This window comes from Clostridium sp. DL-VIII, assembly GCF_000230835.1.
Taxonomy (GTDB): Bacteria; Bacillota; Clostridia; order Clostridiales; family Clostridiaceae; genus Clostridium.
Genome location: NZ_CM001240.1, coordinates 4,932,759 through 4,955,978 on the forward strand (window position 1 = coordinate 4,932,759; position 23,220 = coordinate 4,955,978).

25 protein-coding genes, 2 pseudogenes, 1 riboswitch and 1 other annotated feature are annotated in these 23,220 nt (G+C 29.3%); of the genes and pseudogenes, 10 read left to right on the forward strand and 17 right to left on the reverse strand.

Annotated features, from left to right (window positions below; all coding sequences use genetic code 11):
- Positions 1–43: 43 nt before the first annotated feature.
- Complete coding sequence (locus CDLVIII_RS22765; RefSeq protein ID WP_009171829.1) at positions 44–694, reverse strand: class I SAM-dependent methyltransferase; 651 nt, start codon at positions 692–694, stop codon at positions 44–46.
- 327 nt (positions 695–1,021) lie between these two features.
- Between CDLVIII_RS22765 and CDLVIII_RS22770 the strand changes: the two genes are divergently transcribed.
- A complete protein-coding gene (locus tag CDLVIII_RS22770) occupies positions 1,022–1,339 on the forward strand; it encodes a hypothetical protein (protein WP_009171830.1) in 318 nt (105 codons plus the stop codon).
- Between the two features lie 49 nt (positions 1,340–1,388).
- Here the strand turns inward: CDLVIII_RS22770 and nhaA are convergent, their stop codons facing one another.
- Complete coding sequence (nhaA, locus tag CDLVIII_RS22775; protein WP_009171831.1) at positions 1,389–2,597, reverse strand: Na+/H+ antiporter NhaA; 1,209 nt, start codon at positions 2,595–2,597, stop codon at positions 1,389–1,391.
- A gap of 105 nt (positions 2,598–2,702) precedes the next feature.
- Positions 2,703–2,758, reverse strand: a sequence feature (sodium ion sensor (DUF1646 type); this cis-regulatory element may regulate processes involved in with the transportation of sodium ions).
- Positions 2,759–2,958: 200 nt separating this feature from the next.
- On the opposite strand from nhaA, the gene CDLVIII_RS22780 reads away from it, so the two are divergent.
- Positions 2,959–3,318, forward strand: a complete 360-nt coding sequence (locus tag CDLVIII_RS22780; protein WP_009171832.1) for a multicopper oxidase domain-containing protein — start codon at positions 2,959–2,961, stop codon at positions 3,316–3,318.
- 22 nt (positions 3,319–3,340) lie between these two features.
- On the opposite strand, the gene CDLVIII_RS22785 is transcribed toward CDLVIII_RS22780, so the two are convergent.
- Entirely contained in the window at positions 3,341–5,080 is a 1,740-nt protein-coding gene (locus CDLVIII_RS22785) for a S8 family peptidase (RefSeq protein ID WP_009171833.1), read from the reverse strand.
- A 317-nt stretch (positions 5,081–5,397) separates the two neighbouring features.
- Positions 5,398–5,530: riboswitch (cyclic di-AMP (ydaO/yuaA leader) on the forward strand.
- Positions 5,531–5,654: 124 nt separating this feature from the next.
- On the opposite strand from CDLVIII_RS22785, the gene dapB reads away from it, so the two are divergent.
- From dapB to CDLVIII_RS30225, 4 genes and pseudogenes are all read left to right on the forward strand, one after another.
- Positions 5,655–6,515, forward strand: a complete 861-nt coding sequence (gene dapB, locus CDLVIII_RS22790; RefSeq protein ID WP_009171834.1) for a 4-hydroxy-tetrahydrodipicolinate reductase — start codon at positions 5,655–5,657, stop codon at positions 6,513–6,515.
- 67 nt (positions 6,516–6,582) lie between these two features.
- Positions 6,583–7,854, forward strand: coding sequence for a lysine 2,3-aminomutase (gene ablA, locus CDLVIII_RS22795; protein ID WP_009171835.1), 1,272 nt, complete (start codon positions 6,583–6,585; stop codon positions 7,852–7,854).
- Positions 7,841–8,698 (forward strand): putative beta-lysine N-acetyltransferase, encoded by an 858-nt coding sequence (gene ablB, locus CDLVIII_RS22800; protein WP_009171836.1) that lies wholly within the window; start codon positions 7,841–7,843, stop codon positions 8,696–8,698. The genes ablA and ablB overlap by 14 nt, the downstream gene beginning before the upstream one ends.
- A gap of 5 nt (positions 8,699–8,703) precedes the next feature.
- Positions 8,704–8,853, forward strand: a pseudogene (locus CDLVIII_RS30225) (dinitrogenase iron-molybdenum cofactor biosynthesis protein); the annotation flags it as partial.
- Between the two features lie 94 nt (positions 8,854–8,947).
- Here the strand turns inward: CDLVIII_RS30225 and CDLVIII_RS22805 are convergent.
- From CDLVIII_RS22805 to CDLVIII_RS22815, 3 genes are all read right to left on the reverse strand, one after another.
- Entirely contained in the window at positions 8,948–9,394 is a 447-nt protein-coding gene (locus CDLVIII_RS22805; RefSeq protein WP_009171837.1) for a DUF134 domain-containing protein, read from the reverse strand.
- A 179-nt stretch (positions 9,395–9,573) separates the two neighbouring features.
- Positions 9,574–10,014, reverse strand: coding sequence for a C-GCAxxG-C-C family protein (locus CDLVIII_RS22810; RefSeq protein ID WP_035302513.1), 441 nt, complete (start codon positions 10,012–10,014; stop codon positions 9,574–9,576).
- 94 nt (positions 10,015–10,108) lie between these two features.
- The gene (locus CDLVIII_RS22815; RefSeq protein ID WP_009171839.1) at positions 10,109–10,942 is read right to left on the reverse strand and encodes an Mrp/NBP35 family ATP-binding protein; all 834 of its coding nucleotides are present in this window, start codon (positions 10,940–10,942) and stop codon (positions 10,109–10,111) included.
- A gap of 162 nt (positions 10,943–11,104) precedes the next feature.
- On the opposite strand from CDLVIII_RS22815, the gene CDLVIII_RS22820 reads away from it, so the two are divergent.
- Positions 11,105–11,971, forward strand: coding sequence for an MBL fold metallo-hydrolase (locus CDLVIII_RS22820; protein WP_009171840.1), 867 nt, complete (start codon positions 11,105–11,107; stop codon positions 11,969–11,971).
- A 233-nt stretch (positions 11,972–12,204) separates the two neighbouring features.
- Here CDLVIII_RS22820 and CDLVIII_RS22825 read toward each other — a convergent pair whose 3' ends face one another.
- Genes CDLVIII_RS22825 through modA form a run of 3 tightly spaced genes read right to left on the reverse strand, consistent with a single transcriptional unit; the run spans position 12,205 to position 14,614 of the window.
- Complete coding sequence (locus CDLVIII_RS22825) at positions 12,205–12,933, reverse strand: ABC transporter ATP-binding protein (RefSeq protein WP_009171841.1); 729 nt, start codon at positions 12,931–12,933, stop codon at positions 12,205–12,207.
- Between the two features lie 24 nt (positions 12,934–12,957).
- Complete coding sequence (locus CDLVIII_RS22830; protein WP_009171842.1) at positions 12,958–13,758, reverse strand: ABC transporter permease subunit; 801 nt, start codon at positions 13,756–13,758, stop codon at positions 12,958–12,960.
- A gap of 13 nt (positions 13,759–13,771) precedes the next feature.
- Positions 13,772–14,614, reverse strand: coding sequence for a molybdate ABC transporter substrate-binding protein (modA, locus tag CDLVIII_RS22835; RefSeq protein ID WP_009171843.1), 843 nt, complete (start codon positions 14,612–14,614; stop codon positions 13,772–13,774).
- 225 nt (positions 14,615–14,839) lie between these two features.
- Here modA and modD point away from each other — a divergent pair, with 225 nt between their 5' ends.
- Complete coding sequence (gene modD, locus CDLVIII_RS22840) at positions 14,840–15,688, forward strand: ModD protein (RefSeq protein WP_009171844.1); 849 nt, start codon at positions 14,840–14,842, stop codon at positions 15,686–15,688.
- A gap of 69 nt (positions 15,689–15,757) precedes the next feature.
- Here modD and CDLVIII_RS22845 read toward each other — a convergent pair whose 3' ends face one another.
- The 6 genes from CDLVIII_RS22845 to CDLVIII_RS22870 all read right to left on the reverse strand — a co-directional run bounded on the left by CDLVIII_RS22845 (position 15,758) and on the right by CDLVIII_RS22870 (position 20,816).
- Entirely contained in the window at positions 15,758–16,177 is a 420-nt protein-coding gene (locus tag CDLVIII_RS22845; RefSeq protein ID WP_009171845.1) for a bacteriohemerythrin, read from the reverse strand.
- Between the two features lie 139 nt (positions 16,178–16,316).
- On the reverse strand, positions 16,317–16,925 hold the full coding sequence (locus CDLVIII_RS22850; RefSeq protein WP_085959830.1) for a cytochrome b5 domain-containing protein: 609 nt from the start codon (positions 16,923–16,925) through the stop codon (positions 16,317–16,319).
- A gap of 169 nt (positions 16,926–17,094) precedes the next feature.
- Positions 17,095–18,795: an FAD-dependent oxidoreductase gene (locus CDLVIII_RS22855; protein ID WP_009171847.1), complete on the reverse strand. Its 1,701-nt coding sequence runs from the start codon at positions 18,793–18,795 to the stop codon at positions 17,095–17,097.
- 106 nt (positions 18,796–18,901) lie between these two features.
- Positions 18,902–19,222, reverse strand: coding sequence for a rhodanese-like domain-containing protein (locus CDLVIII_RS22860; protein WP_009171848.1), 321 nt, complete (start codon positions 19,220–19,222; stop codon positions 18,902–18,904).
- Entirely contained in the window at positions 19,186–19,716 is a 531-nt protein-coding gene (locus CDLVIII_RS22865) for a cyclic nucleotide-binding domain-containing protein (RefSeq protein WP_009171849.1), read from the reverse strand. Before CDLVIII_RS22865 ends, CDLVIII_RS22860 begins: the two co-directional genes overlap by 37 nt.
- Positions 19,717–19,997: 281 nt before the next feature.
- On the reverse strand, positions 19,998–20,816 hold the full coding sequence (locus tag CDLVIII_RS22870; protein WP_009171850.1) for a sulfite exporter TauE/SafE family protein: 819 nt from the start codon (positions 20,814–20,816) through the stop codon (positions 19,998–20,000).
- 388 nt (positions 20,817–21,204) lie between these two features.
- Here CDLVIII_RS22870 and CDLVIII_RS22875 point away from each other — a divergent pair, with 388 nt between their 5' ends.
- The gene (locus CDLVIII_RS22875; RefSeq protein ID WP_009171851.1) at positions 21,205–21,420 is read left to right on the forward strand and encodes a hypothetical protein; all 216 of its coding nucleotides are present in this window, start codon (positions 21,205–21,207) and stop codon (positions 21,418–21,420) included.
- Positions 21,421–21,546: 126 nt separating this feature from the next.
- On the opposite strand, the gene CDLVIII_RS22880 is transcribed toward CDLVIII_RS22875, so the two are convergent.
- On the reverse strand, positions 21,547–22,203 hold the full coding sequence (locus CDLVIII_RS22880) for a 4Fe-4S binding protein (RefSeq protein WP_009171852.1): 657 nt from the start codon (positions 22,201–22,203) through the stop codon (positions 21,547–21,549).
- 243 nt (positions 22,204–22,446) lie between these two features.
- A pseudogene (locus CDLVIII_RS30230) lies at positions 22,447–22,653 on the reverse strand (prolipoprotein diacylglyceryl transferase family protein); the annotation flags it as partial.
- A 96-nt stretch (positions 22,654–22,749) separates the two neighbouring features.
- On the opposite strand from CDLVIII_RS30230, the gene CDLVIII_RS22885 reads away from it, so the two are divergent.
- The gene (locus tag CDLVIII_RS22885; protein ID WP_242835795.1) at positions 22,750–23,154 is read left to right on the forward strand and encodes an amino acid permease; all 405 of its coding nucleotides are present in this window, start codon (positions 22,750–22,752) and stop codon (positions 23,152–23,154) included.
- The last annotated feature ends 66 nt before the right edge of the window (positions 23,155–23,220 follow it).

Consider the following 23,220-nt stretch of genomic DNA (forward strand, 5'->3'; position numbering starts at 1 on the left):
AAGTACTTAATATAATAATATACTTTTTAGCTATGAGACAACATCACTTTCTAGCAACAATTATTGTAGTATTTCCAATTCTAAAATTCATCTCAACGTTTTCAAAACCAGCTTTATATAACATTTTAATTTGATTATCAATAGTACAAGGCGTATCATAATGATAAAACTCATTATCTTGAATATTGTTTTCTTTTCGTATTCTTTCATTCTCACTATAATAAAAATTTTCTTCTTCTTGATTTTCTATCATACAATCGCATTCAATATACTGGCCATTCGCTTTTAATGCATTAAAAACCTTTGAATATAACTTAATCTTCTTTTCATGTGAAAAATGATGCATAGTTTGAAATGATATTGCTGCATCAAATTTACAGCTACCAAAATCATAATCAAAATAATTTGCATTTATTAATGATAAATTCTTATCTGAATGCTTTTGTTTCAACTTATCTAACATAGCCTTAGTTAAATCTATACCGGTTACATGTATATACGGCTTAGTTTTAAATATTTCATCAAGTTCTAATCCAGTTCCACATCCCAAATCTAATATTTCATTAACATCTTTTGGCAGCAATTCTGCCATTTTAACATATCCCTCTTTGCATCCTTCTACACTATTAATCATATGTTTATCATAATCATCTACGCGTTTAGTAAAAAATTCACTCATTTTTTCTACTGACACTTTTGTATCCTCCAATATCTTAATACTCTGATAATTAAAACTTTTTAATTACTACGTTTTAAGTGTATCATACCGCCCTGAGGCTCTAAAGCTAATCTTTTTTACGGTCTTAATTTTTATCCTCAAACTAATTTCCAAGATCGGTAAATTCAATGATTGAAGCTAAAGGCATTTTCATTCAGCATAGTGAAAAATATATCTAAAATCACAGACTTCACCAACATATTCTAAAACAATTATTAGTATGGTATATATTTTTTATAATTTTGCATAATAAAAGTAAATTACCAACTTTTATTGTATTTAAAATATGAAGGGAATGTTTTTATGAAAAAAAGTACGTCAATATTTTTACTGTGTACATTTTTATCATTTTCTATTTTTATAATTCCTGTTAATGCTCAACCTAAAACTTTTAAACAAGGCTTCTATAAAGCTGAAGATTTAAATTTATCTTCCAGTAAGGAATATACAATTCAAAATGTTTCTTTTAATGAGCGCATTTATGTACTTATTTTAGACACTAAGGAAACTCCTATTCAATCTATTCGGTTATGGCCTCAGTCACAAAAATATAATCTTTTTCCTCTTGAAGAAGGATATAAAATTATAGTAACCGGAGATGGAGAGATCGTTATTTCTTAAATAAGCTTAATACTTTACCTTATTAAACTTAACCTTTTGGTATATCTTTTTATGATGCACTTAGTTTTTTACTTTTTGTCTTAATGACTTTAAAAACTATAGTTCCATATATTGCTGCTAAAATTGAAGCAATCATAATACACATTTTTGCCATTGATAATATGGTTGCATCGTCAAATGATAAAGATGAAACAAATATTGACATAGTGAATCCAATACCCCCAAGAACACTTGCTCCATATAAATGTCTTTTAGTTACATTAGATGGTAATTTAGCAATTTTTAATTTTACTAAAATATATGAAGTTCCAAATATACCCACTTGTTTGCCAATAAAAAGTCCAAATATAATCCCCAAACATGCTGGTGAAAATATATTTTTCGAAAAGCTATCGGCATTAATTGTTATTCCAGCATTTGCAAAAGCGAATATCGGCATAATTCCAAAGCTAGACCAAGGTGTTAAAACATGCTGAAGCTTATATAAAATTGAAGATTTAAATTTATGAATATTTTCTCCTATTGGTAATGACATCCCAAGTAAAACTCCTGCAATTGTTGCATGTATTCCAGATTTTAAAAGGCAGATCCATAGAATTATTCCCATAACAATGTAGACAGAAGTATATTTTATTTTAAATTTATTAGCTAGTAAAAGTGCTATAAAAACTATTAATCCCATAGCAAGAGCTAACCATGAAATCTGACTGTTATAAAATATTGCTATAACTATAATAGCTCCTAAATCATCAACTATGGCTAATGCTGTAAGAAAAACAGTTATACCCTTAGGTGCATTTTTTGCAACTAATGAAAGCATCCCAATAGCAAATGCAATATCTGTTGCCATTGGAATTCCCCATCCTGTAATAGTTACTTCTTTATAATTAAATAATGCATATATTATTGCTGGAACGATCATTCCTCCTATAGCTGCAGATATTGGAAGTATTGTTTTCTTAAATGATTTAAGCTCTCCAAATACTACTTCTCTCTTTATTTCCATACCAACAACTAAAAAGAATATAGCCATGAGCCCATCATTAATCCAATGAAGAACGGACATAGATAAAGATAACTCACCGTATCCTATAGTTATATCAGTATGCAGTATATTTTCATACACTGATAAAAACTTTGAATTAGCAACTACAATTGCTAAAATAGTACAAACTAAAAGTATTATTCCACTAGCCGATTCATTCTTAAAAAAATATAAAAACGGGGTTAATACTTTATTTTTAATTTTGTTTTTCATCCATGATCTCCTTCCCTATTCATATGTCCAATAATCTATTTTATAAAACTCTTTTCTTAAATAAAAAAACTCCATAAAACAAAAAGGTGAGAATACTCTAAAAAGAGTTTCCCACCCCAGAAACTAATTGCTTGAAAACAAATTATATAATTTGCCCAACCGTATCTAGTTATATTTACTTTTTTTCGCAGTATTGATTATAGTATATATTAGGACAAAAATCAAGTATTTGAAAAACCTTATTTTATGTAATAATTATATATTTATAATTTCTTTCATTTAGATATTGTAACAGTTAACTTGTTAAAACCATATTCTATAATGCGCAAATATTTTAATTACTTTTGTAAGGAGTATCTTAATGGAAAACACGAAAAGTAAACTTGCCTCTCCTGATATCCCTTTTGCTAAATATTATCTTGAAAAGAATACCAGATACTTTCATTTAACTGCAGAACCAATTAAACATAATATACTGAGTAACCTTGCTATAAATGCGTTTGGATATAATTGTTCTACTCCAGGTCCAATAATAGTAATTAAACAAGGTGAATTGATAAGTCTTACTGTAGAAAATAAATTAGATACACCAACTGCACTTCATGTACATGGACTTTCAAAACCAAACTGCCAAGATGGAGACCCTGACATAGAGCCATGTACACCTAAGATAATGCCAGCCAAACTTTATAATATACTACAAAAGTTTGCCTGGCATTAAATGTGATGCTTAATATTATGATTTATGTCATATTTTCAAATATCTTTGGTACATTCAAGATTCCATATCCCCAATATTGATTAGGTATAATATCTCCGCTTCTTGCAATTCCTCCTTTTGCAAGATAAGCTTTAAGTGTTTCAGAAAACATTTCTGGCTGATGTCCATCAACAATCCCCCATTGAAACAACATTGCACAAGCACCTGAAACAATCGCTGCTGATACACTAGTCCCATTAACTACTGCTGTTTTATTTCCAGGTGCTACAGTCAATGCATTTACGCCACCTGCAGCAATGTCAATTACATTTATGTATGACTCCAAGAATGCCATCCCAGAGTAATCAACAATGTTGTTATTATTTTGATTATATGCTGCTGCTGTCAATATATAAAGTGAATTACCTGGATTGGTTATTGTCCCAAATGGATCAGCAAAACTAAATCTAGTATTTCCAACAGTTAAACCTCTTTGTGGCAGCCATGCATCATACCTTCCATTTGTGATATAATTTGCAGTTATCCTAAGCCTCCATATGCCTGGCTGTAAATTATAAAATCTAATGCGTATTAATTCATCTCCAGTAATCTCTTCAGGCAAATAATAGTTCACTTTAACATTAGTTTTCTCAAATATGAAGGTAAAATTAAATGTATAATTTATCAAGAGTGATATTGCACCTGTAGTTTCTCCTGATGGCGATACCACTTCTAAAGACATTACGTTTGGTACACTAGACCAAATCTGAACTCCCCATAGATTTTTTTGTTCAGGTGATACTATTAGCTCAATAGTTCCTGCTTCACTTCCTTTAACCCCACTAACTGTAGTTACCACTCCATATGCATGCCCTTCTGCATTCCTTTGATTACCAGTTCCAGTGACTACAGTTATACCCTTATTTATTAAAATTGAACTTATGAAGTTCTCTAAAATTCCTGTTCCTTTATGATTTCCTATTGTACTTCCAAGAGGAAAATATATAACCATTGGTTTTCCATTTATTAATATATATTCATATAAATATTCTATTGCTGCAAAAATGGCAGTTATATTAAATACTGGAACTTGAGTTTCTGGAAATTGCTTTTCATATGAAATGTCCCTTATTAGCTTTACTACTACAAAATTACATTCTGGAACCACTCCCTTTAAATTTTGATCCTTCCCCGTTGCACCAATTATTCCAGCCATATTAGTACCATGCCCAATCTCATCTAGAGTAGGAACTATATCATAAGGAGAATTTCCTTCTCTATAAGCTCTTATAGCCTCATTTATTTTGTTCCTATCATATACATTTCCAAATGGAACAGGATCATACGTCTTTTCTTCAGTTGTTGTTGTAGTCTGGTCCCAAATACTTTCAATTCTAGTTTCACCATTAACATTCATAAACTCTTCGTTTAAGTAATCAATTCCCGAATCAATTATTGCTACATTAACTCCTCTGCCAGTTAAGTTTAAGGGTGATCCCACCTGTACGAAACTAGCTTGAGATGCCTCAATTGGTGAAACCTGCTGTAAAGTATAAAATTCTGCTGGAACAACATATGTTATTGCCTGTATATGAGGTTCATTCCCCATATTAATTTCAACATCTTTCTTTACAGATACTATTGCATACTTATCATTGATTATTGTCACATAATAATTTGGAATCTTCGAAATTTCAGCCTCAATATCTCCCCGATACAGTACCACATAGTTATCATAGTTTATATCATTAATTACTCTCTCGGCTAATATGTTCTTCTGCATTTTCTCCCCCCAATCAAACCACTCATAAGTGTATATAACATCCATATATATTTATTGACACGTTCTGATATTTAAGTATATATCAATGAAACCAGCCGCAGTGTGAATTATTTTTTTTTTGCATTGCAGGAAATTTAATAATAACTCTTATAGTTAATAATATTTGTTTATTCACTAAATTATCCATTTTATAATCATCTTATTAATTGTTTTAATATATATTTTTCTGTATATATTGAAACATATATATGTTCGTATGTATATTGACATATATATACGAAAATGATATGGTTATATAAAGATATAAGCAAAAAATAATATTGGTAGCGCTGAATCAATTTGAACGGGAGAACCAATTATTGGGGTTAATCTTATCAGTATGATAAGTAGGGTTAATTTTCTTCAATCCGAATCCGTCAGCTAATCTCGTAAGCGTTGAAGAGAAGTTTTTAAATACTATAATAATATAGTTTTTTTAGTATACCCATAAATATTATTACTTAATAAGCTGTGGAGACTTCTCTGCAGCTTATTATTTTGCTTAATTATAATTAATACTTTAAGGAGGCTTATTATGTTAAAAATATGTGTAATTGGTATTGGAAAAACTGGAAAAGAAATAGCCAAGATGATATTTAAGCAAACAGATATGAAAATTGTATTAGCCATGTGCAGTCCAGGGAGCACAAAGAAAAATATGGATTTAGGTCAAGCAATCGGAATTCAGGATATTGGTATTAAAATAGAAGGAACAAATAAATTAGAGGAACTTCTTATAAAATGTAGACCAGATGTTATAGTAGATTTTTCTGCTCCTGAGGCTACATTAAATAACGTACAAATAATATCCAATCTTGGAATTAATTTAGTTATAGGTACCACAGGTTTCTCTAAGGAGGATTTGGAAAAAATCAGGATGTTGGCTTATAACAATCAGACTGGTATAGTATATGCACCTAATATTACACTTGGCGTAAATGTCTTAATGGTACTAGCAAAATTAGCATCTATTTTATTAGATAATTACGATTTCCAAGTTACTGAATCACATCATAAAAATAAGAAAGATATCCCATCTGCTACAGCACTTAAAATAGTTAACGAAATAGAGGATGGTCTATTATATCTAGGCAAAGATATTAGTAAAGACAAAATCCCTACAAATTCAGTCCGCGCTGGTGGTATCGTTGGAAAGCATGAGGTATTAATTGCTGGTGAATATGATAAAATCACAATTTCTCATGAGTCATTTTCACGAAAAGTCTTCGCCTCTGGTGCAATTCATGCAATAAATTTTATCAAAGACAAAATTGGATTTTATGAAATGAGTGATGTATTATCCTTATCAAAAGTTATTGAAGATTTATATATTAAGCAAAAGAAAGAGAATTCTAGCATAAATAAAAAAATGATAGCAATAGATCTTGATAAATAATACTACTGAAAAAGCCTAAAAATATTCAAGCAGACCCTTGTTAACGTTTAAAAGGAGTGATTAATTTATGAAAAGAAATTATAAAGATATATCTATATGGAAAGATGTAACTAAAGAACAATGGAATGATTGGAAATGGCAGATTGCCAACAGAATCACTACTGTAGATGAGTTGGAACAAGTCGTAAGTCTCACAGAAGAAGAGAAACTCGGAGTAAATGCTAGTCTAAAAAAGCTAAAGATGGCTATTACACCTTATTATGCGACACTAATAGATTCCGATGATTATAATTGTCCAATTAGAAGACAAGCTATTCCTACCATTCATGAAACAGAAATATCAGAGTATGATATTAGCGATCCCTTACATGAAACAGTTGACTCCCCCGTCCCCGGACTTACACACAGGTATCCTGATAGAGTTCTTCTTCTAATTACAGAACAATGTTCGATGTATTGCAGACATTGTACAAGAAGACGTTTTGCTGGGCATGAAGACAGTTCCTTATGTAACGATGATATTTTAAAAGCTATTGAATATATTAAGGTACATAAAGAAGTACGAGATGTTTTACTTTCTGGGGGAGATGCATTGTGTGTTTCAGATGAAAAACTTGAATTTATATTAAAAAAATTAAGAGAAATTGAACATGTTGAAGTTATAAGAATAGGCACCAGAGTTCCAGTAGTTATGCCTCAACGAATAACCTCCAATTTATGCAATATAATAAAAAAATATCATCCTGTTTGGATTAATACTCACTTTAACCATCCAAAAGAAATAACTAAAGAAGCAATGCTTGCCTGTAAAATGCTTGCTGACTCTGGAATTCCCCTTGGTAACCAATCTGTTTTGTTAAAGAATATCAATGATTGCCCTTACATTATGAAAGATTTAGTTCAAAAATTAGTTAAAAACAGAGTACGACCTTATTATATATACCAATGTGATTTATCCGAAGGAATAGAACATTTTAGAACTCCAGTCTCAGCTGGTATTGAAATTATAGAGCTTTTACGAGGACATACTTCTGGATTTGCCGTTCCAACCTTTGTAATAGATGCACCAGGCGGTGGTGGAAAAATACCTATTAATCCTCAATACTTAGTATCTCAATCCCCTGAAAAATTAGTACTTAGAAATTATGAAGGTATACTATGTACTTATACTGAACCATCTGATAAAACTCATGAATGTAAAAATTGCGGTATATGTGATAAATTTAAAAAAGACGATTATAAAGGACTAGAGAAACTCTACAGAGATGAGAGAATATGTCTTACTCCAATGAGCAATGTAAGAATGAGAAGGAGGAAAGAATTTAATGAAATCAGATAGCTATAAAAATAATAACTATTATACCAATATAGATCGTACTAGAATATATGTAGATTTAACAAGTAGACGTGTGAAAATAATTAATAATAGTAATATAACTACTCAAAATCTAAGAAGAATTATTCACTATGCTTCAAAGCAGCATCTAGGCAAAATTATTTGTAATTGTACTACTGAATCATCTGAGATTTTTTCAGATGCAGGTTTCAAATTAGAAGGAAAAATTGATGGATTCTTTAAAGGCGAAGATGCCCTTTGCATGTCATATTTTATTAATAGTAATAGAGAATTGTGCAGTAATTTTATTGAGAAAAATTTATTAATAAAAAAATGTTTAGATATAAAAAACACTTTTACTACTAAACAAAGCAATTTGAATTATACTATAAGAAATGCAAATAAAAATGATATAAAAGAGATGATCAAACTTTTTTCCACTGTTTTTTCAACATATCCCTCTCCTATTTATGATGAGGAATTTTTAAAGGAAACTATGAATAAAAAAGTTTTATATAAAGTTGCTATTTATGATGGAAAAATTATCAGCATAGCTTCTGCAGATATGGATATTGAGAATTTAAATGCAGAAATAACTGACTGTGCTACTTATCCTGCCTATGGGGGGAATGGAGTATTATCTAATATTATTAATTCATTAGAATGTGATCTTAAAGCTAAGGGCTTTATGACTTTATATAGTTTATCAAGAGCAATAAATCCGAGTATTAATTATGTGTTAAGTAAGCATAATTATACCTTTACAGGCCGCATGGTTAATAACTGTAATATCTGCGGCACCTTTGAAGATATGAACATTTGGGTAAAAAATATACACAATGACTAGTATATATTCTTAAAAATGCTGTACGAGTGTTAAATAATGCTGGTATAAAAGTTTTACGTGGCTGCTCTGGAGATGTTAAAACTGTAGCTTTAAAATGGATTGAAGGTTCCCTTGTAGATTCTGGTGACGTCTGTCATGAACATGAATGTTCATAATTAATAAATTTAATTAAAAAGTTGTTCATAGTGATTTTTGAAATTACTATGAACAACTTTTTTTACTACTAATTTTGATTTTATATTAAATATTTTATTCTGCATTATTACCTTTACACCAATTTCTACAGAATCCTGCTTTTTTACTGCACATAACTTTATCTGAACCACAGTTTGGGCAAATGGCTCTATCTTGATCATAGTTTATTTCATAGATTGTTCCACATTCTAAACATTTAAATTTACAAAGCTTTGTAGTGTAGTGACCACCACTTATTCTTATTGCCTTTCCTTCTGTTAAGGCTGTAGCCACTTTTTTTCTTGCACTATCTATTATATTTTGAAAAGTCTGTCTTGATACTTGCATTTTTTCAGCACATTCTTCTTGATTTAATTCCTCAATATCTTTCAATCTCATTGCCTCAAGTTCTTCTACTTTTAAGACTATTTCTTCAATTTGACATTTTGGCTTTCCCCATGGTACAAAATAATCATCTTCTGGAAAAAACTCGACTCTTCTGAATTTTGTTGGTCTTGCCACTTTTTTATCCTCCTTGGATTACTATATATTCAAACTGGTATAATACCTAACTATGTTATAATTATTTATTAAATTAATTATACTCAATTTTATGAAAAGCTTCAAATCTCCATATATAGTAACAAAACCACATTTTCACTATTGAATATTTTTATCATATCTTAAAATTCTAATCTTTCTTATCTGCCATTCCTGTTGTAAGATTTTGTAAATTCATATATTATTTCAGCTGCATCACCAACAATCTCTGCACATGGACGTTTCTTATAATATTCATCTGTTCTTTCTTCTGGTATGTAACTATCCTTTTGATTTGATAATCCTAGAAGCTCTCTGCAAACTATAGAACCATTTTTCTCCTTAAATTGTTCAGCCAGCTCTTGAATTCTTTTATAATGTTCAGCTTTAGATGAACTATCCTTTGGATCGCTATAACCATATTTCATACCAGCTACCATAAACATACCGCTTACTGCTCCACAAACCTCACGTAATCTACCCATTCCTCCTCCAAAGGAAGATGATAATTTAAGTGCTGTCTCAAAATCCATATCACACTCTTCGCAAAAAGCTCCAAATACAGATTGAGAACAATTATACCCCTGTTTAAATAACTCCATAGCACGTTCTCTAATATTCTCCACTTTAGTCCTCCCTTACAATTCATGGATAATATAACTACTTTCTTTTTTAGCATTCTAATTATTTAAAAAACTACATATTTTCGAAATTACTAATAATTTTTTTAACTATTGGATCAAATAATAATTCAAGACTCTGATCTACACTTCCATCATTATATTTTCCCAAGTTGTTTATACTACTTAACATAGGAAGCTCTCCTAAAAGTTCTAAATCGAAATCCTTTAAAAATTTTTCTGTATTATCACCATTAAATAGTTTCATCTTTTCTCCACATTTTGTACAAGTTATATAACTCATATTTTCAATGACACCTAGAATATTTATGTTCATTTTCTTAGCCATATTAACAGCTTTTGCTACTATCATTGAAACTAAGTCCTGAGGAACTGACACCATAACCACTCCATTTATTGGAATAGATTGAAGTACTGTTAATGCAACATCTCCTGTACCTGGAGGCATATCTATTATTAAATAATCAAGTTCTCCCCAAAACACATCAGTCCAGAATTGTTTAACCATTCCTGAAATTATTGGTCCTCTCCAAATTACTGGATCTTCTTCATTCTCCATTAATAAATTTAAAGACATAACTTTGATACCATCGTTAGTTTCCACTGGCTGAATCATATTTTCAGAAGAAAAAGCTTTTTGATTTGCTACTCCAAGAAGTCTTGGAACACTTGGGCCAGTTACATCAGCATCTAAAATACCAACGCTATATCCAAGTCCTTTTAGATGTTTTGCTATAGTAACAGAAATTGAAGATTTACCAACTCCACCTTTACCGCTCATAACTCCAATAATTTTCTTAATATTATTTAATGGATTATTTTCAATCATGCAGTTACTTTTATCTCTAGTGCATCCATCTTTTGATGAACAAGAATTACAATCTGACATAAAATCATCTCCCAACTTTAATTAGCATTTGCCAATATTATATTATTCTCTTTTTAGGTTATTGTCAAATGCTATTAATTTCTATTATATTATGTTATAATTTTACTTATGATAAATTAAAAACCAAAAATACTATTTATTGTATGAGGGTGAGAAGTAAAAATGAAAATAACAACTTTAATTGAAAATACTCAAGATGAAAATAAATTATTAAAATACGAACATGGTTTATCTATGTTTATCAAAACTGATAATTGTAATATCCTTTTTGATACAGGAAAATCTGGTGATTTTATTGACAATGCTGAAAAATTAAATATAGATCTTAAAAGTGTAGATGTTTTAATTTTAAGCCATGCTCATTATGACCACTGCGGCGGAGTAAGAAGATTATTAGAAACATATAATATAACTCCAAAACTTATAGTAAGTGAATATTTTTTTGAAAAAGCTGAAAGATACCACTATTCTGATGGAAATCTAAAATCTGATTTTTCAAAAGAAAGCGGCTATACTTATGTAGGCATTGATTTTGATAAGAAATATATTGAGAGCAAAAATATATTCATTGATTTTGTACATGATGATATTCTTAAAGTAAGTGACGATGTCTTTATATTTACTAATTTTAACAAATATTATGACTTTGAGAAATTAAATAAAGATATGCAGCTTAAAGTCGGAGATAAGTATGAAGTAGATACTTTTAATGATGAAATCTCTCTAGGTCTTAAAACTAAAAATGGAATTGTAGTATTACTTGGATGTGCCCACCCAGGATTTTTAAATATTGTACAAACCATCAAGGATAGAACTAATGAAAAAATAGCTGGAATAATTGGTGGAACACATCTTATCGAAGCAAATCCTGATAGAATAGAAAAATCTATTAAGTGTATAAATAATTTGACTCCTGACTTATTAGGATTATCTCATTGTACTGGTGAAAATGCTGTTAATGCTATTCATGAAAATTGTAAAAATTCATTTATAAATAGAACTGGAACAATTTTAAGTCTAGATAAATAAGTATACTTTTACCAAAATTAAACTTTACCAACTTTTTCGATATTACCATGAGAAGTATAATTTACTTTATTATGTTATAAAAAGGTAAATTATCATTTTATAAATATTATAGGGAACATATAAATTGCCACTCGATTAAAATCCGGGTGGCTTTTTCATTTCAATCTATTTAGCATTATCTGTTATAATCTCTATTGATCTTTCAGATGAGTTGCTATAAAATTTACCTTTGATTATTTTTTATCTATCCAATCTAATCCACTACAACTTATAAATTCAGCCACAAAATCTGTTTTTGGATTTTTAAATATATCCTCAGGCTGTCCTATCTCACATATTTTACCTTTATTAATGACTGCTATCCTATCCGCTAAATACATCGCTTCATTAAAATCATGAGTCACATGAATTGTTGTCGTATGTAACTTTTTATGTATTTTCTTTAAATTAATTTGAAATTCCCTTTTAGTTTTTGGATCTAAAGCGCTACTAACCTCATCTAATAAAAGTATTTTAGGCTTTGTAATAATGGCTCTTGCAAAAGCTACTCTCTGCTTTTCTCCACCACTTAAATTTTGCGGCTTCCTATTTAACAAATATTTTATATTAATCATTTCAACTATTTCACTTAACGCTCTGTTTATTTCGCTTTTCTTCATTTTTCTTGCCTTAAGCCCAAATTCTATATTATCTCTTACAGATAAATGCGGAAATAGTAAATAGCTTTGATATACAAGTCCTATATTTCTTCTTTCTGGTGGTGTTTTTGTGATATTAATATTATCAATATAAATATCACCTTTATCTATATTATGCATTCCAGCAATTGATTCTAGTATAACCGTTTTTCCTGTTCCCGTAGGCCCTAATACTACAAAATATTCCCCATCATTTACTTGAAAACTTATATCTTTAAGTTCAAATTCTCCAAATTTTTTATATACATGATTAACTTTAAGCACAACACCTCCTCCCTTCCGCTTCTTTTAATATAAACTATCTTTTTTACTTATAAATTCAAAAGAAAATAATCCTATTATAGAAATAATTATTAAAATAGTTGCCGCTGCTAAAGCTTTATCTAAATTTCCACCTGATAAATTTAAAAATACTGCTACTGGTAATGTCTCCGTTTTCATCCTAATAGAACCTGCAAGCATTAATGCCGTTCCGAATTCACCAAGGGTATTAGTCCAAGTTATTATAATAGCAGTAATCAAACCATTCCTAGCCATAGGAATACTCACTTTAAAAAACGTTCCAAAGTTTCCATATCCCAAAGTCCTCGAAATAAATTCAAGTTTAGGATTTATTTCCTCAAAGGCTGTTCTTATAATTCTAATCATATATGGTGCATTAATAAAAAAATGAGCCAATATAATTCCTTTAGTCGAAAACACTGGGTCAAGATGTATTTTATTTAGAAAAACACTGATTTTTTCATTACTGAATAATAACAACAATGCAATTCCCGATGCAATAGGTGGAATCGAATTTGGAATTTGTATTATTCCGCTAATTACTCCTTTTCCGAAAAAATTATATTTTGCTAATCCATATGCAATAGGAATGGAAAATAACAAAGAAATACAAGTAGCTACCGTTGAAGTATATAGCGTAGTTTTTATAGAAAATTGAATTTCTGTATCCATAAGACTTTCTAATATATAAGGAGCACTTCTTTTTAATACTGACCATATTGTAAATAATATTAATACAGAAAGTATAATTACAAATATTCCTATTATGATTTTAAAGATAATATCTTCGTAATTCTTTTTAAACATAATGCAGGTTACCTTATTCAATCGGTTTTAAATTGAATTTTTTTAATATTTCCTTTGCCTCAGCAGATACTGAAAAGTTCATAAATTCTTTTGCTAATTCGCTTTCACTTGAACTTTCTAATATACATATTGGAATTGTTTTAACCATATTTTCACTTTCAGGAATACTTATTAAATCTAAATTTTTAGATGCATTTAAAACATTATCCTCCCACACAATAGAGCAATCTGCTTTACCTTGAGAAAGAAAAGTAACTACTTCATTTACCGTACTAAATGTAGCCACCATATTATTTTTTGCAGAATTCAATATGCCTTGTTCTTCAAATAATTTATTTGCAAGCTTTCCTAAAGGAGTTACTTGTGGATCACCTAGAATAACCTTAACTCCTAAATTTCCAAAATCTTTTAATGATTTTATATTTGCTGGATTTCCTTTAGGTACTGCAATAGCAGGTATGTGCTTAGCTAATTCCTTTTCATCTTTAATTAGATTTTTATCTTTTGCAGACTGATAATCTTCTACAGATGCTAAAACGCACATATCACCTTTTTGGGATATTTCCATCTGACTTATAAGTTCAGTCGAATTAGCATACGTAAATTGAACCTCTGCACCATATTTTTCTTTAAACTTTTCTCCAATAGCATTCATTGGATCATTTATTCCTGCAGCGCAATATACTAGTAATGATTTCCCTGCATATTTTTTAGCTTCTGGTGTATTAACTTGAACTTCTGTATTTTTACGTGCTGTATTTCCTTGTGCAAAATTTTGTATTTTAGTACATCCTATAAACATTGTAAGTACCATTAAATTAATTAATCCTACTACTGTAGCTTTTCTCAAATTCATATATCTTCCCCCTATATTATTACTAAAAATAAAACATGATAAAACGCAACCCATCTCTCTCACATCATTGCACTTTACCATGTTTTGTTATATTATACATTATCTATATTTTAAATTCAATAACTTTTAATTTTATTATTGTCAAATGCTAATAAAAATTCTTGACTTGCTTTGATAAAGAGTCTAATATAAATTAATAAAAATATCAAAAGGGGGCGTTACACAATGTATATTTCAGATGAACTTATTGACAGATTTATTAAGGAAGATGTACCATATATAGATTTAACCACTTTAATTTTAGGACTTAATAATCAAATAGGTAAAATACAATTCTTTACTAGAGACAATGCTGTTCTTTGTGGTTGTGAAGAGGTTGCAAAAATATTTAGTAAATTAGGCATAAAGCTAATTAAAACTCGACCTTCTGGAACTTTAATAAAAAAAGATGAAATTTTTCTTGAGGGAGAGGGGAATGTTGAAAATTTACACACAGCATGGAAAGTATCTCAGAACCTTCTTGATTACAGCTCTGGAATTGCTACAGCAACAAAAAAATTAGTCGACAAAGCTTCTTCAATAAATCCTAATCTACATGTTATGACTACAAGAAAAGTTATTCCTGGAACTAAAGAATTAGCGATTAAAGCTGTAATTGCAGGAGGTGGATTTCCCCATAGACTAGGATTATCAGAAACCATATTGATATTTAAGCAACATTTAAACTTTTTAGGCGGAATTGAAGAACTTATTAAAGATTTAGAAAGTATAAAATCTAAAGCCTGCGAGAAAAAAATAATAGCCGAAGTGGAAAATATAGATGATGCTATTAAACTTTGCAAAAATGGTATCGATGGCATTCAGTTTGATAAAATACCACATGATGTTTTAAAATCATATGTAGATATTCTTAAAAACATCAATCCTTCTATTATCATTTTAGCTTCTGGAGGCATAAATGAAAGTAATATTGAAGATTATGCTAAGACAGGAGCCAGTGCTATTGTTACTACCTCTGTATATCATGCTAAACCTATTGATATTGGCTGTAAAATAACAAAAAATAAAATTTAATAATAGATTTATAAATTAACATTAAAAATAAAAAGAGGATAGCTATTTTGCCGTCCTCTCTTAATTTTATTAAACTGTTTTTAAAAATAAAGCATATTTTCTATCTTCCACATTAATATGCTTACTAATCCATTCAGATAGAAAATCTATAAGCTCCAATATTACTTTTCTTTGATTATCATCGATATCCTCTTCATCCCTAGAAGCAACTTCATTCATCTTATATACATAATGCCCATGTTCTTCTTCCTGAGTATGAATATGATCATAATTACATTCTTTAAGCATTTTTTCTTCATATTCAAAATGATATTTTGTATAATCTAAAAGCTCATCAATTATTGTCATTATTTCATCATACCTATCATATCCATCATCTATTACCGCAATGTCATATGCTCTTCTTCCTATTTCAAGTAATTTTCTATGTTGTTTATCAATTTCCCCAATATTTAAATTATATTCTTCTTTCCATTGAAATGCCGCCATTTTTCTCTCTCCTTGTTATTTAATAATTATTATTATTAAATATATTTTATCATAGGTTTTTGGCAAATGCAAATTTAACCAACAAAAAGAAGATGGAAATTTCCATCTCTTCTAACTATTAGTTTTATTCAATTTGCTCCTAATAAACTTGCTTCCCCTTACTTTGATCTAATAGCTTAGATATACCAGTCTTTTCCCAATCTTCTATCTCACCAGTAGCTTCCTTAAAAGTCATCCCTTGCCCTACTAGTATACCTATCATGATATATTTTTGAAATAAATGCTCTAAACTAACTCCACCAGTAGCTTCTTCTAATGCATTATCAACTAATGGCATAATATACTCAATCCAATCATCAGGACTAAAATCATATGTATCTGCCAATGTTAGCCTAGCTATAGAGTCCATATTCTTCTGTTTACTTTCTATAAGTATTCCAACCTTTGGTTTATCGTTAAGAACTTTTTTTATCCCATGATGAGAGTTAAATTCAGATGTTAAATCTTTTCCAGCTGTAAGACCAAAATGCTTCCCTCCTGCCCATGCTTCTACATTACTTAAATCATAGACTATACCATCAACTGCCACATAAGCTGATTTCCCATTACTTCCATCATATTGCGACAATTCTTCTAATATAAATTGTTTTTGTTGCCTTAAATGATTATCTCCTATAGGCTCTTCAATAGTTTTGAAATCAAAATAAATTGATATAGATACCTCTTGACTATTTCTACCTATAAACATTTTATTAATGTAATAATGAGAATATGAACCTTGTTTATTAATACAATTACTTTCCAAATATTATACTACTTCTTATTTTCTATTATTAAATACTAAAATTAAAATCATCTATAAAACCACTCAAATTTATAACTAACTTGAGTGGTTTTTTATTAGCATTTTCAAAACTTTATTTAAAATTATATTCAGTCACAATACTTTCTCTATTCTTAGTCTTATCATTAAAATATTCATAAAAGGATAATGCTAAAAAGCTTCCTGTGATATTATAAACATTATTAAATCCTAAGTTTTGAAGTGCTAAGGTAGCATTATAACTTCTTTGACCAGTTCTACAGTGTAAAAATACTGGTTTATCTTTTGGTATTTCATTTAATCTTTGTCTTAGTTCACTTAATGGTATATTAACTGCATTTTTAACATGACCGTTTGCAAACTCGCCTCTTTCTCTTACATCTATTATATGAGCATTATGCTCAACAAGTCCTCTTACTAAATCAACATTTACCTGTTTAAAGTCACCATTTAAGAGGTTAGAGCCAACATATCCAGCATAGTTAACTACATCTTTTGCAGTAGAAAATGGTGGTGCATAACATAGTTCTAAATCCTTTAAATCCTCTACAGTTCCACCAAATTTTATAGCTGTAGCAATCACATCAATTCTCTTTGTAACATCACCTTTACCTATAGCTTGGGCTCCCAAAATCTTTCCAGTTGGAACTTCAAATAATAATTTTAAATGTACTGGTGATGAATTAGGCATAATTCCCACTTTATCTGTAAGTATTACTCTTACAACATCATATTGTATTTTCATATTTAGAACATTTATAAGAGCTTCATTTAAGCCTGTTGATGCTCCATTATAATCAAAAACCTTTATAGCTGATGAACCAATATATCCATTGTTCAAACCTTTCTTTCCATTTATATGGTCTGCAACTGATCTTGCTTGCTTTTGAGCTGGGCCTGCTAAGGATAATTTTACGTTAGAATGAGTTAAAGAATTATAAACTTCTATAGCATCTCCAACTGCATAAATATCACCATCATTTGTTCTATAATTTGTATCTACTTTCATTGCTCCAGTTTCACCAATATCTAAAGCTGCCTCTTTGGCTAATGAAGTTTCCGGTGAAACACCAATAGCCATTACAACAACTTTAGCATTAACCTTTTTACCTGATGCTAAAACTACTGTATCCCGCTCAAATTTTTCAACCTTATCTTCTACGATTAAATCTATTCCATGATCATAAAGTTCTTTGTGAAGAATTTGAACCATATCGTAATCAAAAGGTCTTAATATTTGATCAGTAGCTTCTATTAATGATACATTAAGCCCTGCTTCTCTTAAATTTTCTGCTGCTTCAACTCCTATATATCCACCTCCAATAACTGCTACATCTTTTGCATCACTTGACTTAACATATTTATTTAACTTATCTATATCGGCTACATTTCTTATTGTAAAAATATTCACTTCTTCAATTTCAGGAATATTAGGCACAATTGGTTTAGCTCCTGGAGATAACACTAACTTATCATAACTTTCTTTATATGTTTCCCCAGTTAATAAGTCTTTAACTGTTACATACTTTTCTTCCTTACTTATTGATAATACTTCATTATTTACTTTGGCCTTAATATTATATTGAACTAAAAACTTTTCTGGACTCATTAAAACTAATTTATCAGCTTCATCTATCATTCCGCTCAAATGATATGGGAGTGCACAATTTGAAAAAGATACATGAGGTCCTTTTTCAAACATTACTATCTCATCTTCTTCACTAAGCCTTCTAAGTCTTGCTGCAGCAGATGCTCCCCCTGCAACTCCACCAACTATTAATATTTTTCTCTTCATATTTATTCTCCTCTCATACCTAATTTTTTGATTATTGGATTTAACACTATTCTGTAATCATCAAATTTTCCCTTTAAAAAATATTTAAACAAATATATTAACTTGACTATTTTCTTTTAGTTCCTGCATACGAACCCATTCCACCACTAACATTAACAACATTAAATCCTTGTCCTGTAAGTGTATTGCAGGCTCTTGTACTTCTTCCACCTGATTGACACATTATATAATATTCTTTGTTTTTATCTAAATACTTTTCTGTGTTATTCAAAAGTTCACCCATTGGAATATTTTTGGCACTTTTTATACTTCCACCTGCATATTCATACTTTTCTCTTATATCTATTAATTCGACTTTCCCAATTAAATCATCCATATCATTTACATTAATTACTCTTCCATTATTTTTCTTGAAAAATCCAAACATTTTTCCAGTGATTCATGAATCATATTTTCTTTGTTCTCTAGAACAGCATTAAATTTCTTATATAAATCTTCATATATGTATAGTAAGAATTCCTCATCAACTATAATATATCGTTTTACTATCTCAAGCGGAATAATGCATATTTCTGAATATTGAATTGCTTTTCCATTTATATTTAATGATTCGAAGTTTGATACACAGCTTAGAGCTTCATGACAGAACTCTCCTTGTTTTATATTATATAAATTTGTCTGCGCTCCATTTATGTTTATCTTTTGGATATTAATTATTCCTTCTAGTACAAATAAAATTCCATGGCATGTTTCCTCTGCTCCAGCTATATATTCATCAGCATGTAAATTTTTAAAATTGGCATGCTCACTTATCATTCTATTATTCTTCTTATCAATCTTCTCTAATACAGGATATTGGCTGTATAAAGCTTCAATATTTTTTAACTTATTATTCAATGTAACATCAGCATTAGTCATCATTTGCTTCCCTCCATGGCTTTATTATATATTAGTATTTCATAAATATATGTGATTTAATCACATATATAAACGCCTTCAAAAAAAGAGAGGATAAACTATTTTTCGTTTCCTCTCTTTTTATCATTAAACTTTTTATTTAATTATCATCTTCATTTTAGATACGCTTATAAAAATAACAATATGTACGAGATGCAGAAAAATCAATATATACAACTGTTTAAATATATATTAATTTCATCTTTATTAAATAATTTTCGAAGCAAAATTACTGTCCTTATCCTTTAAAATGCCATAATAAATATTCTTACTCCTACAATAGCTAATGCAACTGCAAGACTTCTAATTATTGCAACTCCATGAATTTTCTTTGAAAGTCTAGCACCTAATTGAGCTCCAAATAATACTCCAATGGATAATGCTGCTGTTTGCATTACACTAGATTGTAGCACCCCGTCAACTATATGAACCACAGTTCCTGATAATGACATTACTGCTAAAACAAAATGTGACGTAGCAGTTGCAATATGAACCGGATAATTTAATATATTGACAAGTACTGGAACATGTATTATTCCTCCCCCTATTCCTAAAAAGCTAGACATAAAGCCTACAAAAACACTTACAACTATTCCAATAACCGGATTATATGAAAATGTGTGCTCTGTTCCTTCATTATCTATTACTGTTCTTGTAATATAGCCCTTCTTAACTACTATATTATTACTTCTTCTTTCTTCCTTTGTTCTTACAATTAAAAATATTGATACTATAACTAGTATTACACCAAATATTCCATTAAAAAGTTGCCTTGGTACATATGATGTTATTACTGATCCGAGTATTGATCCTGGGAGTGTTGCTATTGCAAAAATTATTCCTGATTTATAATCAATACGTTTCATCCTAGAATAAGCAAAGGAGCCAGATAATGCATTAAAAAATACAACTGCTAGAGAAATACTAGTTATTGTATCTGGACTCTTGTCCGGATATAGTAGCAATAAAATAGGTACCAGTATAAATCCACCACCAGCACCAATTAAAGTTCCAAATGCACCAACTAAAAAACCTAATGGGGTTAACCATAAAAATTGTATCAATTAAAAAACCTTCTTTCATAACACTTATAATCTACAATTTAACTAGATCGATAAAACTTTTAATTTTATAAGCTATTAATTATTTCAATATGATTCATTTATATTATACATTATCTTTTAACCATTTCGGAAATAAGTTTTATATTTTTTCAAATTTCAGTTGCTATATGGACGAAATTATTAGGCTTTTTCTACTTTTAAAATACATATTATTTTGTATTTTATTTATAAGATGATTTTAACTCCATCTTTTGCCTTGATATAATATTAAGATATGAATCGTATGTAACCAATTATCAAAAAATATTATTATACACCTTGGAATCATCACAAAGGAAGGAATTGATTAAATGACTTTATCATATATAAAAAATAGTTTAATACCAAAATGATAAAAGCCATTGGACTTGAAGAAGTGGAATTATATTTAACTATTAGATCATTGGAGTTTTTTACTCCAAACGAAGTTAAAGAAATAAAAATATTAGAACCTAATCTAAATGGAGTTCTGAAGAATAAAGAAGTTTTAGAAAGTCTTATAAAAAAGGGTTATGTTGAAAGAACAAAAAGAGGAATAAAAGCTACAAATAAACAATTTGAATAAGATATATTAATTAATACTCGAAATATGTACTACAAAAAACACGCTAGAATTAGCGTGTTTTTTGTGCTACCTTGTTCACATTTTTTTGTTTTTTGCTTTAATACAGAGGTATTGAACATAATCTTCTTATTTCATAATAATTTTATTATATCCTATTGCTTTTTTAGGGCACGCAATAGCACATTTACCACATTGAATACAATCTGGATGACTTAATATATCACCTTTATAATCATATGGCACTAAACCTATTGGACACTTCTTTTCACATATTTTACATGAAACACATGAAGATGATACATGCAATACTTTATTACTTTTTCTAAACTTTCCTGTGATTGATGCTAAAGTTCCCATTGGGCAAAAGTTACACCAGGTTCTATGATTATATACTAATGATAATAATATACCTATTATCGTTGTTACAACAATTAGTCTATAAACTACCATTCCTATACCGTAAAGGTTACCCCAATTTTTATATACCCCTGAAACAAACATTGTCATCATTATTGTTAGTATTACTGCTCTAAAATAATATGACTTGAAAAATTTAGGTGGTATTCTTTTATTACTAAATTTAGAAACTACATTATCATAAAAATTTCCTCTTGGGCATAAATTCCCACACCAAAACCTTCCTTTAAAAATAGACACGATTACTGGTGCTATCATGCATATTAAAGCTACCACTGCAAACCTTAAATCAAACATACCTAATACTATAAATGCGATTAATAGTGTAAATGAATACTTCTTCCAGACTTTTAAAATATTTTCCATTATGATACCCCCGAATTTACTATAATTATTTCATATAAAATATTCCATATGGATTAATTAATATTGTTTGAACAGTTCTTCTTTATTCTAATAAATATATTTATTCTTATCTGTAACTTTATCACGAACTAAGATTACAACTATATTTTCCAGAAATATGTTATCATTTGGTAATCAACTTATATATAAAAAGTAGCAGACCAATATAAAAATATTGATCTGCTACTTTTTATACTTCTATTATTACATTCTTCCTCTTACTACTCTTTTATAATAATTTAGTCCTAAAAATATTATCCATACAATAACTCCACTTAAACTTACCAATTGAGCTATTCTAATATTTGCAGGCATTAAACTATCTGTTCTTATGCCTTCAATTATGAATCTTCCTATAGAATACAATCCAATGTATGAAAAAAATACTATTCCATTCTTTGTAGACTTTCTAGTTTATAAATATTTTAAATTTGAAAACTATCAATGCAATAAATTATAATTGCATTTTTATTTGGTGGTTTAATCATGTCCCAGGTGCTTGGTTCAATGACAAGTATAAGTATAAATAGGCCTGTTAAAGGCTCTTTCCGGGTATACGCAGAACAATACATGGGAAAATTTACAGGTTTCTTATTAGGATGGGTAATATTTATTTCTGGAATTTTGACACTAGGTTCTGAAGCTATTGCCGCAGGCATATTTTTAAAGTACTGGATTCCAAATATTTCATCTTCTATATTTTCTCTAGCTGCTTTAATTATAGTGATATTTATAAATAGGCTTGGAACCAAATATTTTGGATACATAGAGTCTGTAATGTCTATAGCAAAAATAGCTATTATAATATTTTTTGTTGCATTGGGAATTTTTTTCATTTCAGGAAATGGTATTCTTCCCTCAAAAAATCCATCAGCATTAATTCTTGGTATGTTGATTGTCTTTATTACATAAAGTCATGTAAATATTTCACCGATCATCTACTATAAAGTAACAGAGCAGTAACAATAAATATTATTC

Bases quoted from the DNA above. Each gene is read 5' to 3' on its own strand.
- CDLVIII_RS22770 (WP_009171830.1), top strand. From the start codon at position 1,022: ATGAAAAAAAGTACGTCAATATTTTTACTGTGTACATTTTTATCATTT.
- nhaA (WP_009171831.1), bottom strand. From the start codon at position 2,597: ATGAAAAACAAAATTAAAAATAAAGTATTAACCCCGTTTTTATATTTT.
- CDLVIII_RS22780 (WP_009171832.1), top strand. From the start codon at position 2,959: ATGGAAAACACGAAAAGTAAACTTGCCTCTCCTGATATCCCTTTTGCT.
- CDLVIII_RS22785 (WP_009171833.1), bottom strand. From the start codon at position 5,080: ATGCAGAAGAACATATTAGCCGAGAGAGTAATTAATGATATAAACTAT.
- dapB (WP_009171834.1), top strand. From the start codon at position 5,655: ATGTTAAAAATATGTGTAATTGGTATTGGAAAAACTGGAAAAGAAATA.
- ablA (WP_009171835.1), top strand. From the start codon at position 6,583: ATGAAAAGAAATTATAAAGATATATCTATATGGAAAGATGTAACTAAA.
- ablB (WP_009171836.1), top strand. From the start codon at position 7,841: ATGAAATCAGATAGCTATAAAAATAATAACTATTATACCAATATAGAT.
- CDLVIII_RS22810 (WP_035302513.1), bottom strand. From the start codon at position 10,014: ATGGAGTTATTTAAACAGGGGTATAATTGTTCTCAATCTGTATTTGGA.
- CDLVIII_RS22815 (WP_009171839.1), bottom strand. From the start codon at position 10,942: ATGTCAGATTGTAATTCTTGTTCATCAAAAGATGGATGCACTAGAGAT.
- CDLVIII_RS22820 (WP_009171840.1), top strand. From the start codon at position 11,105: ATGAAAATAACAACTTTAATTGAAAATACTCAAGATGAAAATAAATTA.
- CDLVIII_RS22830 (WP_009171842.1), bottom strand. From the start codon at position 13,758: ATGTTTAAAAAGAATTACGAAGATATTATCTTTAAAATCATAATAGGA.
- modA (WP_009171843.1), bottom strand. From the start codon at position 14,614: ATGAATTTGAGAAAAGCTACAGTAGTAGGATTAATTAATTTAATGGTA.
- modD (WP_009171844.1), top strand. From the start codon at position 14,840: ATGTATATTTCAGATGAACTTATTGACAGATTTATTAAGGAAGATGTA.
- CDLVIII_RS22845 (WP_009171845.1), bottom strand. From the start codon at position 16,177: ATGGCGGCATTTCAATGGAAAGAAGAATATAATTTAAATATTGGGGAA.
- CDLVIII_RS22850 (WP_085959830.1), bottom strand. From the start codon at position 16,925: ATGTTTATAGGTAGAAATAGTCAAGAGGTATCTATATCAATTTATTTT.
- CDLVIII_RS22855 (WP_009171847.1), bottom strand. From the start codon at position 18,795: ATGAAGAGAAAAATATTAATAGTTGGTGGAGTTGCAGGGGGAGCATCT.
- CDLVIII_RS22860 (WP_009171848.1), bottom strand. From the start codon at position 19,222: ATGTTTGGATTTTTCAAGAAAAATAATGGAAGAGTAATTAATGTAAAT.
- CDLVIII_RS22865 (WP_009171849.1), bottom strand. From the start codon at position 19,716: ATGATGACTAATGCTGATGTTACATTGAATAATAAGTTAAAAAATATT.
- CDLVIII_RS22875 (WP_009171851.1), top strand. From the start codon at position 21,205: ATGATAAAAGCCATTGGACTTGAAGAAGTGGAATTATATTTAACTATT.
- CDLVIII_RS22880 (WP_009171852.1), bottom strand. From the start codon at position 22,203: ATGGAAAATATTTTAAAAGTCTGGAAGAAGTATTCATTTACACTATTA.
- CDLVIII_RS22885 (WP_242835795.1), top strand. From the start codon at position 22,750: ATGACAAGTATAAGTATAAATAGGCCTGTTAAAGGCTCTTTCCGGGTA.